A 16,809-nucleotide genomic window follows, 5' to 3' on the forward strand; every position below is an offset into this window, starting at 1 on the left:
GCGCGCGGGCTGCGGGGGTCTCGACAGGCTCGACCACCGGAAGCGCGCGGGCTGCGGGGGTCTCGACAGGCTCGACCACCGGAAGCGCGCAGGGTTGCGGGGGTCTCGACAGGCTCGACCACCGGAAGCGCGCAGGGTTGCGGGGGTCTCGACAGGCTCGACCACCGGAGGCGCGCGGGCTGCGGGGGTCTCGACAGGCTCTGACCACCGGGGGAGCCCGCCCAGCGGACGTGCGGAGACGCGGTGCGGGCGGGTGGGCTATCGTGAACGCGTCATGATGCGCCAGCTTCTCCTTCGCTGCCGCAGCGAGGTCTGAGCCAGAGCCGGACCCCCTCGCTGCGGAGTGATCGCGTGCGCCGGCCCCGCACCCACCAGTGACCCAGCGAGGATCCTGATCATGACCGACCAGCCGAACCTGGCCCCGCAGAAGCCTAGCGGGATGCCCATCGAGCGCTACCGCCCGTTCCCGCCGATCGACCTGCCCGACCGCACCTGGCCGACCCGCACGATCACCGAGGCGCCGCGGTGGCTCTCCACCGACCTGCGTGACGGCAACCAGGCGCTCATCGACCCGATGAACCCCGCCCGCAAGATGGCGATGTTCAACCTGCTCGTGAAGATGGGCTACAAGGAGATCGAGGTCGGGTTCCCGAGCGCGAGCGAGACCGACTTCGCGTTCGTGCGCCAGCTCATCGAGGGCGGCCACATCCCCGACGACGTGACGATCTCGGTGCTGACCCAGGCGCGCGAGGACCTCATCGAGCGGAGCGTGGAGTCGCTCGTCGGCGTACCCCGCGCCAACATCCACCTCTACAACGCATTGGCGCCGCTCTTCCGCCGCGTGGTCTTCCGCGCGAGCAGGGACGAGATCAAGGACATCGCGGTGCGCGGCACCGAGCTGGTCATGAAGCACGGCGAGGCGCGCCTCGACATGACCGTGATCGGCTACGAGTACAGCCCCGAGATCTTCACCAGCACCGAGCTGCCGTTCTCGGCCGAGGTCTGCGAGGCCGTCAGCGACGTCTGGCAGCCCGAGGACGGCCGCGAGATCATCCTCAACCTGCCGGCGACCATCGAGGTCGCGACCCCCAACGTGTACGCCGACCAGATCGAGTGGTTCGGGCGGCAGCTGACCCGGCGTCAGAACACCGTGATCTCGCTGCACCCCCACAACGACCGCGGTACGGCGGTCGCGGCGACCGAGCTCGCGATGATGGCCGGGGCCGACCGGGTCGAGGGCTGCCTGTTCGGCCACGGCGAGCGCACCGGCAACGTCGACCTGGTGACGCTGGGCATGAACCTCTTCAGCCAGGGCGTCGACCCGATGATCGACTTCTCCGACATCGACGAGATCCGCCGCACGGTCGAGTACTGCACCAACCTGCCGGTGCACCCGCGCCACCCGTACGCCGGCGACCTGGTCTACACGGCGTTCTCCGGGTCCCACCAGGACGCGATCAAGAAGGGCCTGGAGGACCTCGAGCGCCAGGCGGCCGAGCAGGGCGTCCCGGTCGAGACGCTGCCCTGGGAGGCGCCGTACCTGCCGATCGATCCGAAGGACGTCGGTCGCACCTACGAGGCGGTCATCCGGGTCAACAGCCAGTCCGGGAAGGGCGGCGTCGCCTACATCCTCAAGGCCGAGCACAAGCTCGACCTGCCGCGCCGTGCGCAGATCGAGTTCAGCCGCGTGGTGCAGGAGCGCACCGACACCGAGGGCGGCGAGATGACGCCGGAGGCGATCTGGGAGGTCTTCTCGTCCGAGTACCTCGACCGCGAGACGCCGCTGCGGCTCAACTCCGTGCACACGTCGTCCGCGGCCGGCGAGAAGGACGCCCTCGACGTCAACGTGTACGTCGACGGCGAGCTCACCAGCCTGCACGGCGAGGGCAACGGCCCGATCGCGGCGTTCGTCAACGCGATCAACGAGCTCCCGCACGACTGGGACGTCCGCGTGCTCGACTACGCGGAGCACGCGCTGTCGGCCGGCGGCGACGCGCTCGCGGCGGCGTACGTCGAGTGCCTCGTGCGCGACCAGGTCTACTGGGGCGTCGGGGTCGACGCGAACATCGTCACCGCGTCGCTCAAGGCCGTGATCAGCGCCGTCAACCGCGCCTAGGGCGAACCGTTCAGCGGCTGAGCTCCACCTCGGAGTCAGAGGAGACGGGCGCGGCGCCGAGGTCGCCGACGACCAGGTTCTCGAGGGTGACGAGCGCGGCGTCGGCAGTCCGCTGGGCACGTCGTTCGGCCTTCGGCCGGCCCCGGCGCGAGACGGGTGCCGGCGGCTCGGTCGTGTCGTCGCTCGGCGACGTGGACGGTGACGGCGTCGCCGGAGCCGGCGTCGGCTCGGTGGTGGGCTCGGGAGCCGGTGCCGGTGTCCGCAGGGCTGCGACCTGTTCGGCGACCCAGGCCCGCAGCGCCGCCACCGCCTGTCGCGAGAGTCGACCGGAGCTCCGGGAGGAGACGACCACCTGGTAGGCGACGCCGGTCGCCCGGCACGATCCGCACGCCGCGGTGACGGCGAGGGCCCGGTTGTTGGGCACGACCGCCGACACGCCGCGGAGGACGACCACCTGGACCGACAGCGCGGTCGCGGTGCAGTTCGCGCACGCCTGGGTCCACGCAGTGGCGGTGTTGTCCAGGCCTGCCTGCCGGGCATGGCTCACGTAGAGGACCTGCACGGCGGTGCTGGCCGCGTCGCAGCCGTCGCACGCGGCCGACCCGGTCGCGGTGACGTCCGACTTCACCGTGCGGAAGTACGAGACGACATCGGCGAACGCCTGGTCCGTCACGACCGGCTGGGCTGCGGACGGGTTGGCGCTCGCCACCAGATCGAGATCCCGCGTCAGGGGGTCCGGGTGGGCGGCCGGTGCCGACGTGCTCGCCGTCGTGCCGACCAGCACGGCAGCGAGTGCAGCGGCGGTCGCGGCGCGGTGGCGCGTCGGAGCCCCGCTCATGGCCGGTCGCCCATCTGGACGAAGTTGTCGGCCACGGCGGCGGCGATGTCCACCAGGCTCTCGCGGGTCTTGCGGTGCAGTGATGACATGTCGGTCAGTGCTCCTTGCTCGAGGGCGTCGTCCCACGGGACGGTCACCACGTGTTCGCATCGCTTCTCGAAGTGCCGCCGCATCAGGTCCGGCGGCGCGGCACCGTTGCGTTGGGCGTTGACGACGACGACCGCCCGGGAGACCAGGTCGTCGAAGCCGTGCTCGTCCATCCAGTCCAGGGTGAGTGCGCCGGCGCGGCCGCCGTCGATCCCGGAACGCACCACCAGCACGATCTGGTCGGCTTCGGTGAGGAGCCCCTGGTTGGCGCTGTCCAGGATGCCGGTCCCGGTGTCGAGCACGATCAGGTTGTAGAACCGGTCGAGCATCTCGACCAGCCGGTGGTAGTCGTTGCGGTCCAGCGCCACCCAGATCCGGGGGTCGTCGTCCGAGGCGAGCACCTCGAGGCGTGACTCGAACGCCTGCGCGGTGTACGACCGCAGCGTGGCGTAGCTGGTGATGGTGTCGAGGTCGCGCAGCACGTCCGTGATGGTGCGGTCGTGCGGTGGTGCCACCCGGTGGGCGAGGTTGCCCGCATCGGGATTGGCGTCGACGGCGATGACCCGGTCACCACGCAGCATGGCGAACGTGCTCCCGAGTGCCAGCGCGATCGTGGTCTTGCCGACGCCGCCCTTGCGGCTCATGACCACGACTCGGCGGGAGCCCGTGATCGGCGTGCGCAGGCGCCGCTCGAGCTCGCGTCGGCGCTGCTCGACGGCGCTGGGCCCGGGGTTGAGCAGGTGGCCGCTGCCGTCGTAGACGGCGCGGCGCCATCCGCGGCCCGGGACGGGCGCCAGCGGTTGGTACATGATCGCGTCGGTGAAGTCGGCGGCGGAGAGCACCGGAGGCGGCTCGGCGGGAAGGGCCGGGCTGTCGGTGTCCAGGCCCACCCGGTCATCCCAGCTCCCGATTCGTGCGGTGATCCGGGCGTGCACGAACGCGATCAGCGAGGTGGCGAGCCGCCACAGCACGACCGAGACGCCGACCAGCGGGACCAGGATCAACGCGATCGAGATGACCGCGAGGACCATCGCCGCCCAGTCGCGCACCTGCCACGCCAGGTCGAAGACCTGCTGCTGGAGGTGGATGCCGGCGCGCCCGCGGGCGATGAACTCGGGCAGGTTCCACAGCGTCCAGGCGACGGCGCCGGTCAGGAGCGGGACCACCACCAGGACCCAGGCGGCCACGAAGCGCCGCGCATACGGTCGAAGCTCGGTGACCCGGGGGTCGACGGGGTGGCCGGGCCGCAGGCTCCGCAGCACCGGACCGACCCTCGCGAAGAGATCCGGTACCCCCGCGACGTCGGACACGACGTAGTACCCGTCGAACCGGACGACGGGAATCAGCTGCTGCAACATCTGCACCTGGAGCACGAACGCGGCGAGGAGCAGCAGGCCCTCGCCGGTGGCGACGTACGCCGCCGCCAGGACCAGCACGGTCAGCACGTTGAAGTACAGGCCGCCGAGGTCGGTGCGCACCCGTCCGCCGCGGCTCAGCCGGTAGGAGTCGGTGACGTCGGTGTAGAAGGCCGGGAAGACGATGTAGATGCCGACGCCGATCTCGCCCGGCCGGGCTCCGCCGTAGCGGCACGCTGCCGCGTGACCCAGCTCGTGAACGACGGCGGCGAGGGTGAGCACGGCGTAGATCACCAGCGCCAGCGTCGGCTGGAGGAACACCTCGGTGACGGCGGGCCAGAATCCACCGCTGGTGACCAGCGCGACGTCCGCGACCACCAGGCCCATCAGCGCGGCGAGGATGAAGGGTGGCCACAGCAGCGCGCTGAGTGGCCCGGCGACCCGCCGGGTCCACCGCGCCGGCAGCAGGGTCGCCTTCACGGTCAGTGCCAGCAGCGGCCGGGCGCGCACCGGCCGGGCGACCTCCTCCGACTCCTCGGGCAGCACCAGTCCGAGGGGTTGCAGCTGGGTGGTGATCACGTGCTCGAGTCCCTCGACGGTCAGGGTGCGTCCGTACGACGCACTGACCGCCTCCGCGACGTCGGCCGCCGGACGGGGCGGTTCCACGTGGACGACGACCAGGTGGAGCAGCTCGGACAGCTGCACCACCTGGTCGTCGCTCCGTCGGACCAGGTAGGCCACGTCGCGCAGGCCCGATCCCTGGACCGGCCCGAGGAGCTGCAGACCCAGCGCGCGACGCCACCGCTGCTCGGCGGCGGGCAGCGTGTCGGCGTACTGGTCAGCAGTCCTTGGGTTCATCGCTCTGGTGTGCTCTGGGGTGGTGAGGCTGGAGACGGCGGGTGCGCCAGAGCAACACACCCACCGCCTGGTCGTGGTCGAACGCTGAGGTCCGACGCTGCGATCGGCGGGGCCCGGGTCAGTGCATCTGGACCGAGGACAGGTACTGCATCGCGAGCGCGTTCGCCTGCGAGTTGATGGTGGCGGCGTTGATCGCGATCGCGAGGTTGACGCCGACGACGTTGCTGACGTTGACGCACGCGAACTGGCAGCTCATCGTCTCCCGGCGGGGCAGCGGCACGGCTGTCTGCGCGTCGAGCTCGGCAAGGGCCATCTCTGGACGACGGGACATCCCGGTTCACCCCCTTTCGGGTCTCGGGTGTGAGGGATCGGTGCCGGCGTGACCTCCCGGTGTCCGGGAGGTCACGCGTCGTACGTCAGCCCTGGGTGACGGCGATCTGCTGGACAGCCGTGCTGTTGGCCACGGCGTACAGCGACGCCGCGTTCAGTGCCAGCGAGGAGTTGGACGCGAAGACATTCGCCCAGTTGGTGTTGCCGAACGTGAGCGTCTCCCGGGTCGGAAGCAGCTCGGTGTGCTCGGACTCGAGCTCTGCGATGGTCAGTTCCCTGCGCATTGGTGTTCACCTCCCCCGTGGCGCGATGGAATGAGGGGGACAGGAGAGCGAGCCCCGCGTGACACCAGCGTGACCGCGGCGTGACAGCGCCCTCCGGTCGTCGGTGGTGCCCGGCCCGCCGCCCAATGTTGGGTATGTCCCGGGCGCGTTCGACATCGGGCCAGCCGTTCTTGTCACTCTGGACGATCCCGTCTTGGCAGGAGTCGTGAAGTGTGGCGCCGCCGGGGGCCTCGCCGGCCTGGCCGCGAGGTCTCGGGCTCGGGGAGGCAGAGATGCCGCAGGACAGCAGAGCAGGGGGGCTGTACGCCAGCCTGCACTTGTTGGGCCGCTGGCAGCTGGTCGCCGACGGGAAGGACGTCGAGCTGGGCCACCGCGAGCAGCGCCTCGCGGCGCTGCTCGGCCTGGTCGGGCAGAGCGGCCGGCCGCACGTCGCCGGCATCCTGTGGCCCGAGAGCACCGATGCGCGAGCGCTGGCGAGCCTGCGCCGTGCCGTCCTCCAGACGCGGAACCGAAGTCCCGGCCTGCTCCGGGCCGACCGCCTCAGCGTCGGGCTGGACGCCGGCGTCGAGGTCGACGTGGACGAGGTACGGCGCGCCGCCGCTGCGACCGAGGGCGCGATGGCCGAGGGCGAGGCCGCGGCGCTGCTGGTCCAGCTGGTGGGGGAGGAGCTGCTCCCCGGGTGGTACGACGACTGGGTCCTGCCCGAGCGCGAGCGCCTCGAGCAGCTGCGGGTGAAGGCACTCCAGCGGATCGCGCGACACGCTCTCGAGGCACGGGACCTGGCGCTGACCATCGATGCAGCGCGCGCGGCCACCGACATCGATCCGTTCCTGGAGTCGGCCAGCGAGCTGGCCATCCGCGCCCACCTTGACCGCGGCGACCCCGGCAGTGCGCTGCGGGAGTTCGACCGCTACCGCGACGCCGTGAGGGACGAGCTCAACGCCCCGCCGTCGCGCACGATCCAGGAGCTGGTCGAGCCCCTCCTCGCGGTGGACGGCGCGGCCGCGCCGCTCCGTCGTCCCGCAACGCCGCCGCGGATCCGGGTATCGCTGCCGGCCCGAGCTCCGGTCCCTCGCAGGTCGCGGATCGTGGTGCCGGAGCAGCGCGGGGCGTCGCCGGAGGTCGCTGCCGCGACCCCGCCCGAGCGGTCGAAGTCCGTCCCGGTTCCGCCGCACGAACCACAGGAGTCGACCGGCACCCGGGGCGCGGTGGTGCGGCTCCTGGCCGTGGCGGCGCTGGTCCTGGCCGCCGCTCTCGCGGTCGTCGGAGTAGGTCCCGACCGCGATGGCGACGCGGGCGCCCCTGGCGACGCGACGCACGTGCCGATGCGGGTGCTCCCTGCCGACGGTGTGGTCCAGGCAGGCCAGATGGTGGTGCGCCCCGTCGCCGCCGCCGGTCGCGCTGCCTTCCTGGTGCGCGCCACGCAGCGGCCCGCCCGGGTCCGCCTCGAGGTGCGCGGACGCGCCGGCACCAACGTCGTCCGCAGCCTGCTGGTGCGCAGTCCCCAGGGTCGCCGCCTGGAGCTGAACGGCCTGGACCCCGGCACGTACCGGTGGCTGGCGACCTCGCCCGTCGCGTCCGCGGTGAGTGGTCGGCTGCGGATCCCCGACCCGCCCCTCGCGGACGACCCGGATGTCGCGCTCGAGGCTGCCGCCCCGCCACCGACGGCCACCGGGTCGACCGAACCTGCGCTGCCGCCCCCGAGCCCCAGCCAGTCTGCGGCCCAGCAGCCGAGCACGACCGGCCAGCCCGGTCCCAGCCACACCCCGGAGCCCCGTCCCACTCACGATCCCAGTCCCACCGGCCAGCCGAACGACCCCGGCGCGGAGCCGCCGACTCTCGTGGGCTGAGGAGGCAGCCATGTCGCAGATCATCACCACCACCCGCCGCGGTTCTGCCCTGCTCGTCGCCCTCGTCCTGAGCGTGGTCCCACTCGTCGCCGTGCCCGCCGTCGCCGTCGGGGCGCCGTCGAACCCGTCCGAGACGGCCGCTCGGTGGGCGGGCTACGAGATCCCTCGCACGGGACGGGCGGGCGGCGGCTGGATCGGCGGCTACCACCTCGGTGGCACGTCGCTGTTCCTGACCACTCCCACCAAGGAGCCCAACAGTCACGGCTACCGGCGCGCCCGCATCGTCGACGACCTCGGCGGTCGGCGCGGGTCGACGCACGGAGAGACCGAGCGCGCGGCCTGGATCCTGTCGAAGTACGGCGGCTACCGCGACGCCGCCCAGGCCGCCGCCGTCGACGCCAGCGTCTACGCCCTCGTGGTCGGTGGACCCTGGCGGACGACGGGCGACAGGGGCGCCCGCCGGATCCGCCAGGCGTCCGAGTCGGCGACCGTGCGTCGGTTCGCGCGGATCATGCTCGACCAGTCCCGCCGGCACGCCGGGAAGTACCGCGCGCGGGTGCGGGCCACGAGCGCCGACGTCGGCGGCACGATCGAGGCCAGGGTCACCGTCACCGACGGCGACGGCCGGCCGGCCGCCGGCCTGCCGGTGACCTTCCGCACCGCCGGTGAAGCGGCGGTCGACGCCGTCACCGCCGACGACGGGAGGGCGGTGGCGCGGTTCGCCGCTTCCCAGCCGGGGTGGCACCGGGTCATCGCCACCGTCCGGAAGGTCCCCGAGCACCGCCTGCACCTCCGCCCGCCGGTTCGGCACGGTCAGGCGACCGCCGCCGAGGGAGGCGTCCGGAGGACGCTCGTGGCCCGGACGCAGGCCGCCGTGCGAGGTCCGCAGGCGCTGGCGCTGGCCGCCAGCCCGGCCACCGTCCTGGCGGGTTCCCCGTCGCGGGTCACCGCCACCGTGACGGGCGACGGCACGGCGCGGGCCGCCGCCGCGACCCTGTACGGGCCCTTCACCTCGGCCTCGGCGACGCGCTGTGCGGGCGCGGCGGTGGGGACCGTCGGGACGACCGTGAGCGCGGACGGCGGGTACACCCTGCCGGCGCTGGCTCCGACGGCGCCCGGCTACTACGCGTGGTCGGCGGCGGTCGACGGGACGGCCACGTCCCTTCCCGCCTCGGCTTGCGGGGCGGTCACCACGGTCAAGGCGGTGGCCCGGGTCTCCGTGACTGTCGTGAGTCCGATGGTGCCCACCAACGCGGACGTCCGGCTGGGCCTGTCGGGCCTGCCCCGATACCCCGCCGTCACCGTGACCCTGAACGTGTGGGGCCCGTACCCCGACCCGGCGGCCCGGACCGCAGGACGGTGTTCGGGGGCGCCGGCCATGTCCGAGAGCAAACTGATGAACGGTGACGCCACTGGGGTGCCGCTGTCCCCCTACCTCAGCGCGGGGTATTACGCCCTGCAGGCGACCCTCCCGTCGGGCGAGCTCCACCAGGGCGCGCAGTCCACCTGCCTGGCACCCGGCACCGTGGTCGACGTCTCTGCGCCGTGATCAGCGCAGTGAACCGGAGCCGGCCCGCGCCAGGGGGAGCCTGACGGTGAACGTGGTGCCCTCGAGGTGGGCGGACCGTACGTCGATCCGCCCGCCGTGGGCCGCCACGATCGCGGCGACGATCGAGAGCCCGAGACCGGTGCCCTGGATCGCGCGCTCCTGGGCCGTCGACGAGCGGAAGAAGCGGTCGAACACCCCCGACTGCTCACCCTCGGGGATGCCGATGCCGGTGTCGGCGACGGCCAGCACCGCCTCGCCGTCCCGCTGGTCGACGGTGACCTCGATGCGGCCGCCGTCCTCGGTGAACTTGATGGCGTTGCTGAGCAGGTTGGTCAGCACCCGCTCGAGCTGACCGCGGTCGCCCAGCACCGGCACCGGGTCGTCGGCGGTGGTGACGACGAGCTCGAGGTCGCGCCCGACCAGCTGGGCGCGGACGGCGTCCTCCGCCCCGGCGACGATCGAGGCCAGGTCGAGGCCGCCGCGGTCCCAGGCGACGGCGCCCGAGTCGAGGCCGCTCAGCGTGAGCAGGTCGTCGCAGAGCAGGATGAGCCGCTGCCCGTTGCGGGCGATGCTGCCCAGCAGCGGGAGCTGCTCCGGCGCCGGATCGATGAAGGAGCCGTCCTCGAGCAGTTCCGTGTAGCCGACGATGCTGGTGACGGGCGTCCGGAGCTCGTGGCTCACCGTGGAGACGAAGTCGTTCTTGGCCGCGTCGAGCTCGCGCATCCGCTGCACCGCGAGCCGCTCCTTCTCGAGCGCCGCGATGAGCATCTCCTGGGCGGCCCGCGCCTCGGTGACGTCGCGTCCGATGCACAGGAAGCCGTAGCGCGCGTTGACGGTGTCGGTGACCGCGCTGAGCGTCATCGAGACCGTATGGCGCTGGCCGTCGGCAGCGATCCAGGTCCAGTCCCGGGCGGCGGTCCCGCCGCTGGCCTCGGCGTCGGCGGCGAGCTGGGCGAAGGCAGTCACGCCCGACGCCCCTCCCGTGCGCTCGGCGAGCTCGTCAGGGTCGAGCAGGTCGGTGAACGGCGTGCCGACGATGTCCTGCTGGTCGTGGCCGAGCAGGTTGACCGCGCCCGCGTTGAAGACCGTGATCCGGCCCTCGGCGTCCAGGCCGATCAGCGCTGTCGTGATGGCCGCCTCGAGGATGTGCCGGTTCAAGCCGGCGGCGCGGCGTTCCTCGGTCAGGTCGGTGCCCGTGATCACGACGTGGGTCGGCCGGTCGTGCTCGTCACGCACGTAGCCGGTGTTCCAGAGGATCCGCCGGCGCCTCCCGAGGTTGGTGATCAGGTTCGTCTCCCGGCTGACCTGGCCGTCGGGCTCGTCGGGCAGCCCGGCGGGGTACCCGGTCGACCCCGGCCCGGCGAACGGCATCTCCCAGATCGGGCGACCGACGAGGTCGCCCTCGACGTACCCCGTCACGGCCGCCACGCCGCCGTTGACGCGCACGAGCTCGCCGTACAGGTCGGTCACGAGGACCATGGTCGGGATCGTGTCGAGCGTGGCGTTGGTGAGCTTCTCGCTGCGGACCAGCTCGGTGATCAGCCGTCGGCGCTGGGCGGAGGCGACCGCGAGCGGGATCGTCAGCAGCGCCGCGCAGAGCAGGTAGCCCTGGACCAGGGTGCCCAGCGCCGAGGCCTCGATCGCGCCGCGCTCGTAGTCGAAGCCGAAGGGGCCCCAGCCGTTGGCGCTGAAGAGCGTGACGGCGACGCTGAAGGCGACGAGCTCCCACGTCAGGACCCACAGGTCGAGTCGCAGTGCCGCCCAGATCAGCACCGGCAGCGGGAGGTACGACAGCGACAGGTCCTGCGACGGCGCGAACACCACGAGGGTCAGCCCGGCCAGCAGGGCGGCCTGCCCGGCCAGCTCGGCCGGCCTCGACAGCGGCCGGTGTCGTTGAGGGAGGGTCAGCAGCGCCGAGACGATGATGAGGGTCGCCGCGGTGTGGCTGATGATGAAGGTCCGCGCGACCGGCAGCGGGTCGGCGCCTCCGGCGACGACCGTCGAGAGGGTCGCCGCCGCCGTGGCGGTGGCGCCACCCAGCACGGCGGCCACCAGCAGTCGGAGGACGACGTCGGTCGAGTCCAGCGCCGGCACCCGGTCACGGTCGCGGCCACGACGTACGACGCTCGCCGCGACGAACGCCTCGGCTGCGTTGCCGATCGCGAAGAGTGTCGTGATGCCGACGTCCCGACCGGCGGTGAGGCTCGCCAGGATGGTGACCACGACGACGGCGAGCGCGAGGACCGGCCACCGCCGGCGCGGCTGGACCACCAGGAGTCCCACCGACAACCCGGCAGCCGGCCACCAACCGGAGACACCTTCGGCCTCCGGTGCGAACGCGACCGCGAGGACGCCGGCGGCGTACACCAGCGCGAGCAGCGCGGCGGCGGCCGGCCAGCCGGCGAGGCGACCCGAGTGCGACATGCCGCACAGTCTCCGACACGCGGCCGCCTACCGGCGAGTACACGCCGGGCTACGGTGGTCCCATGCTGGTGTCGGAGCGGATCGGGCAGCTCTTCGTCGACAGCGACGCCGGGCGCGACCGCCTGGAGTTCACCGAGTACGGCGCGGGCGACGCGTGGGTGGTGCTCCTGCCGGCCGAGCTCATGCCGCGGCGGATGCTGCAGCCTCTCGGCCGGGCGCTGGCGGGCGCCGGCTTCCACGTGCTCACGCTGGACCCGCTCGGCCACGGCCGGTCGGACCGGCCGGCCGACCCGCAGGCGTACTCCGTCACGGCCTTCGCCGAGCAGGTCGTCGCGCTGCTCGACCGCGTGGGCGCTCCGCAGGCGGTGGTCGGCGGGGTGTCGCTGGGCGCCAACGTCGCCCTCGAGACCGCCGCGATCGCGCCCGGGCGGGTGCGCGGGCTGATCCTGGAGGCACCCGTGCTCGACAACGGCGTCGAAGCCGGGATCCTGACCTTCGGGCCGCTCCTGCTGACCGCCCGGTTCCTGCCGCTGGCGGTCACCGCGCTGCGGCGGACCACGAGGCCGGTGCCCCGCGGGCTCGTGCCCTTCTGGGCCGGCATCGCGCTCGACGCCTGCGACCAGCGCGCCGACGCCGTGGCGGCTCTCGTGCACGGGCTCTTCTTCGGGCGGGCGGCGCCGTCCGCCCGGGAGCGCCGGCGGATCGCGGTGCCGGCCCTCGTCGTCGGACACCCGCTCGACCCGCTGCGGCCGATGGCAGACGCGGAGATGCTGGCGGCTGAGCTGCCGCACGCGACGCTGCTGCGAGCGCACACGCCGCTCGAGTGGCGGCTGCGCCCGGGTCGCCTCGACGCCGCGGCGGTCGAGCTGGCCGAGCGCTGCTGGCGCGCGCCGCGCCGCCGCCGACGTACCGGTTCCTGACCCCGGCGCGGCAGAATGAGCACGTGCTCTACCGTGACGAGGCGATCGTGCTGCGCACCCACAAGCTGGGTGAGGCCGACCGCATCATCACGCTGCTGACCCGCAACCACGGCCGGGTGCGTGCGGTCGCCAAGGGAGTACGCCGCACCACGTCGCGCTTCGGCTCCCGGCTCGAGCCGTTCACGCACGTCGACCTGCAGCTCGCCGAGGGTCGCAACCTCGACACGATCACCCAGGCCGAGACGCTCACGCCGTACGCGAAGGGGCTGGGGCTCGACTACGACCGCTACACCGCCGGCACCGTCATGCTCGAGACGGCCGACCGGCTGGTGCCCGAGGAGCGGGAGCCGGCGCTCCAGCAGTTCCTGCTGCTGGTCGGTGGCCTCCGCGTGCTGGTCGCGGGCGAGCACGGGCCGGGCCAGGTGCTCGACTCCTACCTGCTGCGCTCGCTCTCGGTCGCGGGCTACGCCCCGTCCTTCGACCACTGCGCCCGCTGCGGCACCTTCCCGCCCGAGGACGGCCGGCACCGGTGGTTCAACCCCTCGATGGGCGGCGTGCTCTGCGCGACCTGCCGGGTCCCCGGCTCCGCCAACCCCGCACCGGAGACGGTCGGGCTGCTCGGCGCGCTGCTGACCGGCGACTGGGAGGTCGTCGACGCCGCTCACCAGCGCCACCTGCGCGAGGCGAGCGGCCTGGTCGCGGCGTACCTCGCCTGGCACCTCGAGCGGGGCCTGAAGTCGCTGGAGTACGTCGAGCGCTGAGCACCCGGCCTGACACCTCGCCCTGATTTCCCACTCAGGTCCGTCCGGAATGTGCCGATCGTGGCCACTGGACAGCTTCAGGAGGCGACGTTGCGCGGGTTCGGCCGACGGGTGAGGTGGGTGATCACCCATCTCTGCTGGCAGGGAGACGACCACGACCTGCGCGTGTTCCAGGTCGCCTTCGCGCTGCTCGTGGGCGGAGCGATCGCGGCCCGGGCGCTCGGCGGTCGCGCGGCCGATCTCGGTGCGTGGCAGGTGGCCGGCGTCGCCGTGCCCATCGCGGCAGCGGTGGTCGTCATCGTCGTCCCGTCGCACCGGCGGAGCCATGCCCTGACCCGCACGACGGCCGTGCTCGACATCGCCGCGCTCGGCATGCTCGGGGCGGGGGCCGACCTCGGCATGGCCGCTCCGCTCGCCGTGCTGCCCGCGCTCTGCCTCGGCGTCGACCTCGGCGTGCGCGGCGCCGTGCTGGCCGTCGGCGCGACGCTCGTCTTCATCACCGGCCCGGAGCTGGTCGCCCACGGCGTCGACGCGGTGCGGATCGAGCAGCTGGTGATCCTCCCCGTCATCGTCGGCATGGGCGCCCTCGCGATCACCTCCGGCGTGACCGCGGCCCGCAAGGCCCAGGCGCGGGCCGAGGCCAGGGAGGCCGAGCTCGAGAAGGCGATGTGGTCGATCGAGCGCAACCGGCGCTCGGCGCACGCGATCTTCGAGGTCGTCGACATCGGCCTCTCGCTCATCGACCGGCACGGCGAGCCGTTGCTGGCCAACCAGCGCCTCATGGAGTTCGCCGAGCTCGCCTACCCGAACGGCAACGTCGCCGACGGGTGGGTCTTCGACGAGCGCGGATCGACGCGGCTCGCGGTCGAGGACATCCCGACGACGCGAGCCTGCCGCGGTGAGGAGTTCGACGACGTCCGCGTGTGGATCGGGGAGGAGCCCGACACGCGCAAGGCCATGTCGATCTCGGCGCGGCGCGTCGACGACCAGGAGGGCGAGCTGTGGGGGGCCGCCATCTCCTACAGCGACATCACCGAGCTGATGCGCGCGCTCCAGGTCAAGGACGAGTTCGTGGCGCTGGTCTCCCACGAGCTGCGCACCCCCCTGACCTCGATCATGGGGTACGTCGCGGTCCTGCTCGAGCGCGACGACCTCGACCCCGCGCTGCGGCGGCACCTCGAGGTCGTCGCGCGCAACGCGCGTCGACTGCACCGGCTCGTGCGCGACCTGCTCGACGAGGCCCAGCTCACCTGTCGCACGGAGCCGCTGGTCGAGCGGCCGACCGACCTCGCGACGATCGTGCAGGAGTGCGTCGACGCCGCGCGGCCGCACGCCGATCGCGCCGGGGTCGTGCTGCAGATGGACGCGCCGGGCTCGCTGGCCTACGCCGGCGACGCCCAACGGCTGGGGCAGGTCGTCGACAACCTGGTCTCCAACGCGATCAAGTACACCGCTGCCGGAGGCAGCGCCACGGTCCACCTGGAGGGCAGCGACGGCTCCGCCGTGCTGCGCGTCCGGGACACCGGCGTGGGCATCTGCCCCGAGGACCGGGAGCAGCTCTTCAACCGCTTCTTCCGCACGCGTGAGGCGACCCTGGGCGCCATCCCGGGCGTCGGGCTCGGGCTCTCGATCGCCAAGGCGATCGTCGAGAGCCACGGCGGCGTGATCGAGGTCGAGAGCGAGGTCGGGCGCGGCAGCGAGTTCCGCGTCGTACTCCCCATCGAGGCGGACCGACTCGCCTCCTGACACCCCTCAGGACGCCGCCGGATCGGTCGATCTCCCCGACGAAACGTGCATGGGAGGTGCTCAGGTGGGACGACGGCACACGTCGGCGCGAGCCCTGAAGCGGTTGTTCTGGCTGAACGGTGAGCCGGACCCGCGTCTCCTCCAGCTCGAGTTCGTGCTGCTGATCGCCCTGGCCGGTCTGGCCGCAGTCCCGTTCGGGGGCTGGTCGGCGGTATCGGTCGCCGAGCAGGTCGCGCTCGTGCTCGCGCTGCTGACGCTCGTGGCCACGATCGTCGCCACCCACCACGTCGCGGACCCGCTGCGGACGACGTTCGTGCTCTCCATCATCGACCTCGGGATCGTCGGCGTGTCCGCGCAGAGGCTCGACGTCGGAACGCTGCCGTTCGTCGTGATCCCCTCGCTGTGGCTGGGCCGCCAGCTGCGGTGGCGGGCGATCCCGGTCGCCGGGCTCGCCACCCTGGTGCTGGTGACGATCCCCGCGCTGCTCGCGCACGGCAACGAGGACGGGACGGTCGCCCAGGTGGTCCCGCTGCCCCTCGTCGCCATGCTGGCCGCCCTCGCGATCGCCGTCGGGCTCGACGTCGCGGCCTCCGCGCAGGCGGAGGCCGAGCGCGCCCTTGCCGAGCTCGCCCGCCAGCGGAGGTCGTCCCAGGCGATCTTCGAGGCCGTCGACATCGGGCTGGCGCTGGTCGACACCGACGGCGACCCGACCCTGATGAACCGCAGCATGCGGCGCAACGCGGAGATGGCCTACCCGAACGGTGTCCGCGAGGCGCGTCGCGTCATCGCCGCCGACGGCGAGACCGTGCTCGCCATCGACCACACCCCGAGCAAGCGGGCCGGCCGCGGCGAGGAGTTCGACGACCTGCGGGTCTGGGTCGGCGACGACGTCGCCACCCGGCGAGCGCTGTCGGTCTCGGCCCGCCGCGTCGAGGACGACGACGGGACCGTCGTGGCCGCCGCGCTGGCCTACAAGGACGTGACCGACTACATGCGGGCTCTCGAGGTGAAGGACCAGTTCATCGCGCTGATCTCCCACGAGCTGCGCACGCCGCTCACGCCGATCTACGGCTACGTGACGATGCTGCAGGAGAACGACGACCTCCCCGAGCTCGCCCGCAAGCAGCTCGCGGTGGTCGCACGCAGCACCGACCGGCTGCGGGGGCTCGTCGACGACCTGCTCGAGGCGGCGCAGGTGGCCAGCGGCGGCCTGAGCCTCGCCCCCGGACCGGTGGACCTCGCGGCGATCGTCGCGGAGTCGCTGTCCTCCGCCCAGGTGCAGGCCGAGGACGCCGGGATCGTGCTCGAGAGCGCCGTCCCGCCCGCGGTGCCGCTCGTCGGCGACCCGGTCCGGCTGGCGCAGGTCGTCGACAACCTGCTCTCCAACGCCGTCAAGTACACCCCGCGCGGCGGCACGGTGCGCGTCGACCTGGTCCGCCACGACCGGTCCGTCGAGCTGCGGGTCCGCGACACCGGCCTGGGCATCCCCGCCGACGACGTCGCACACGTCTTCACGCGGTTCTTCCGCACCAAGGAGGCGACGAACCTCGCGATCGGCGGCATCGGCCTGGGCCTGTCGATCACCAAGGAGATCGTGGAGGGGCACGGCGGCGCCATCGCGGTCCACAGCGAGGTCGGTTGCGGCAGCGAGTTCCGTGTCAGCCTCCCTTCCTCCGGCGTGGCCTGACTAG

Annotated in this window: 12 protein-coding genes; 7 read left to right on the forward strand and 5 right to left on the reverse strand. The window is 72.8% G+C overall.

Annotated features, from left to right (window positions below; all coding sequences use genetic code 11):
* Window positions 1-397 precede the first annotated feature (397 nt).
* Window positions 398-2,116, forward strand: coding sequence for a 2-isopropylmalate synthase (leuA, locus tag ACFQQI_RS00005; RefSeq protein WP_378556006.1), 1,719 nt, complete (start codon window positions 398-400; stop codon window positions 2,114-2,116).
* Window positions 2,117-2,126: 10 nt separating this feature from the next.
* Here leuA and ACFQQI_RS00010 read toward each other — a convergent pair whose 3' ends face one another.
* From ACFQQI_RS00010 to ACFQQI_RS00025, 4 genes are all read right to left on the reverse strand, one after another.
* Window positions 2,127-2,954, reverse strand: coding sequence for a hypothetical protein (locus ACFQQI_RS00010; RefSeq protein ID WP_378556009.1), 828 nt, complete (start codon window positions 2,952-2,954; stop codon window positions 2,127-2,129).
* Window positions 2,951-5,254 (reverse strand): AAA family ATPase, encoded by a 2,304-nt coding sequence (locus ACFQQI_RS00015; RefSeq protein WP_378556012.1) that lies wholly within the window; start codon window positions 5,252-5,254, stop codon window positions 2,951-2,953. The genes ACFQQI_RS00010 and ACFQQI_RS00015 overlap by 4 nt, the downstream gene beginning before the upstream one ends.
* A 118-nt stretch (window positions 5,255-5,372) precedes the next feature.
* Window positions 5,373-5,585, reverse strand: coding sequence for a hypothetical protein (locus ACFQQI_RS00020; RefSeq protein WP_378556015.1), 213 nt, complete (start codon window positions 5,583-5,585; stop codon window positions 5,373-5,375).
* Between the two features lie 85 nt (window positions 5,586-5,670).
* Complete coding sequence (locus tag ACFQQI_RS00025) at window positions 5,671-5,868, reverse strand: hypothetical protein (protein WP_378556018.1); 198 nt, start codon at window positions 5,866-5,868, stop codon at window positions 5,671-5,673.
* A 272-nt stretch (window positions 5,869-6,140) separates the two neighbouring features.
* Between ACFQQI_RS00025 and ACFQQI_RS00030 the strand changes: the two genes are divergently transcribed.
* Together ACFQQI_RS00030 and ACFQQI_RS00035 are read left to right on the forward strand one after the other, a co-directional pair.
* Window positions 6,141-7,718: a BTAD domain-containing putative transcriptional regulator gene (locus ACFQQI_RS00030; RefSeq protein ID WP_378556021.1), complete on the forward strand. Its 1,578-nt coding sequence runs from the start codon at window positions 6,141-6,143 to the stop codon at window positions 7,716-7,718.
* A gap of 10 nt (window positions 7,719-7,728) precedes the next feature.
* On the forward strand, window positions 7,729-9,267 hold the full coding sequence (locus tag ACFQQI_RS00035) for an Ig-like domain-containing protein (RefSeq protein WP_378556024.1): 1,539 nt from the start codon (window positions 7,729-7,731) through the stop codon (window positions 9,265-9,267).
* Here the strand turns inward: ACFQQI_RS00035 and ACFQQI_RS00040 are convergent, their stop codons facing one another.
* Window positions 9,268-11,691, reverse strand: a complete 2,424-nt coding sequence (locus ACFQQI_RS00040; RefSeq protein ID WP_378556027.1) for an ATP-binding protein — start codon at window positions 11,689-11,691, stop codon at window positions 9,268-9,270.
* Between the two features lie 62 nt (window positions 11,692-11,753).
* Between ACFQQI_RS00040 and ACFQQI_RS00045 the strand changes: the two genes are divergently transcribed.
* From ACFQQI_RS00045 to ACFQQI_RS00060, 4 genes are all read left to right on the forward strand, one after another.
* Window positions 11,754-12,611 (forward strand): alpha/beta fold hydrolase, encoded by an 858-nt coding sequence (locus ACFQQI_RS00045; RefSeq protein WP_378556030.1) that lies wholly within the window; start codon window positions 11,754-11,756, stop codon window positions 12,609-12,611.
* Between the two features lie 23 nt (window positions 12,612-12,634).
* Window positions 12,635-13,372, forward strand: coding sequence for a DNA repair protein RecO (gene recO / locus ACFQQI_RS00050; protein ID WP_378556033.1), 738 nt, complete (start codon window positions 12,635-12,637; stop codon window positions 13,370-13,372).
* 120 nt (window positions 13,373-13,492) lie between these two features.
* On the forward strand, window positions 13,493-15,118 hold the full coding sequence (locus ACFQQI_RS00055) for a sensor histidine kinase (protein ID WP_378556035.1): 1,626 nt from the start codon (window positions 13,493-13,495) through the stop codon (window positions 15,116-15,118).
* A gap of 64 nt (window positions 15,119-15,182) precedes the next feature.
* Window positions 15,183-16,805, forward strand: a complete 1,623-nt coding sequence (locus ACFQQI_RS00060) for a sensor histidine kinase (protein WP_378556037.1) — start codon at window positions 15,183-15,185, stop codon at window positions 16,803-16,805.
* Window positions 16,806-16,809: the final 4 nt, after the last annotated feature.

The organism is Nocardioides sp. GCM10030259 (assembly GCF_042666375.1).
Lineage (GTDB): Bacteria > Actinomycetota > Actinomycetes > Propionibacteriales > Nocardioidaceae > Nocardioides.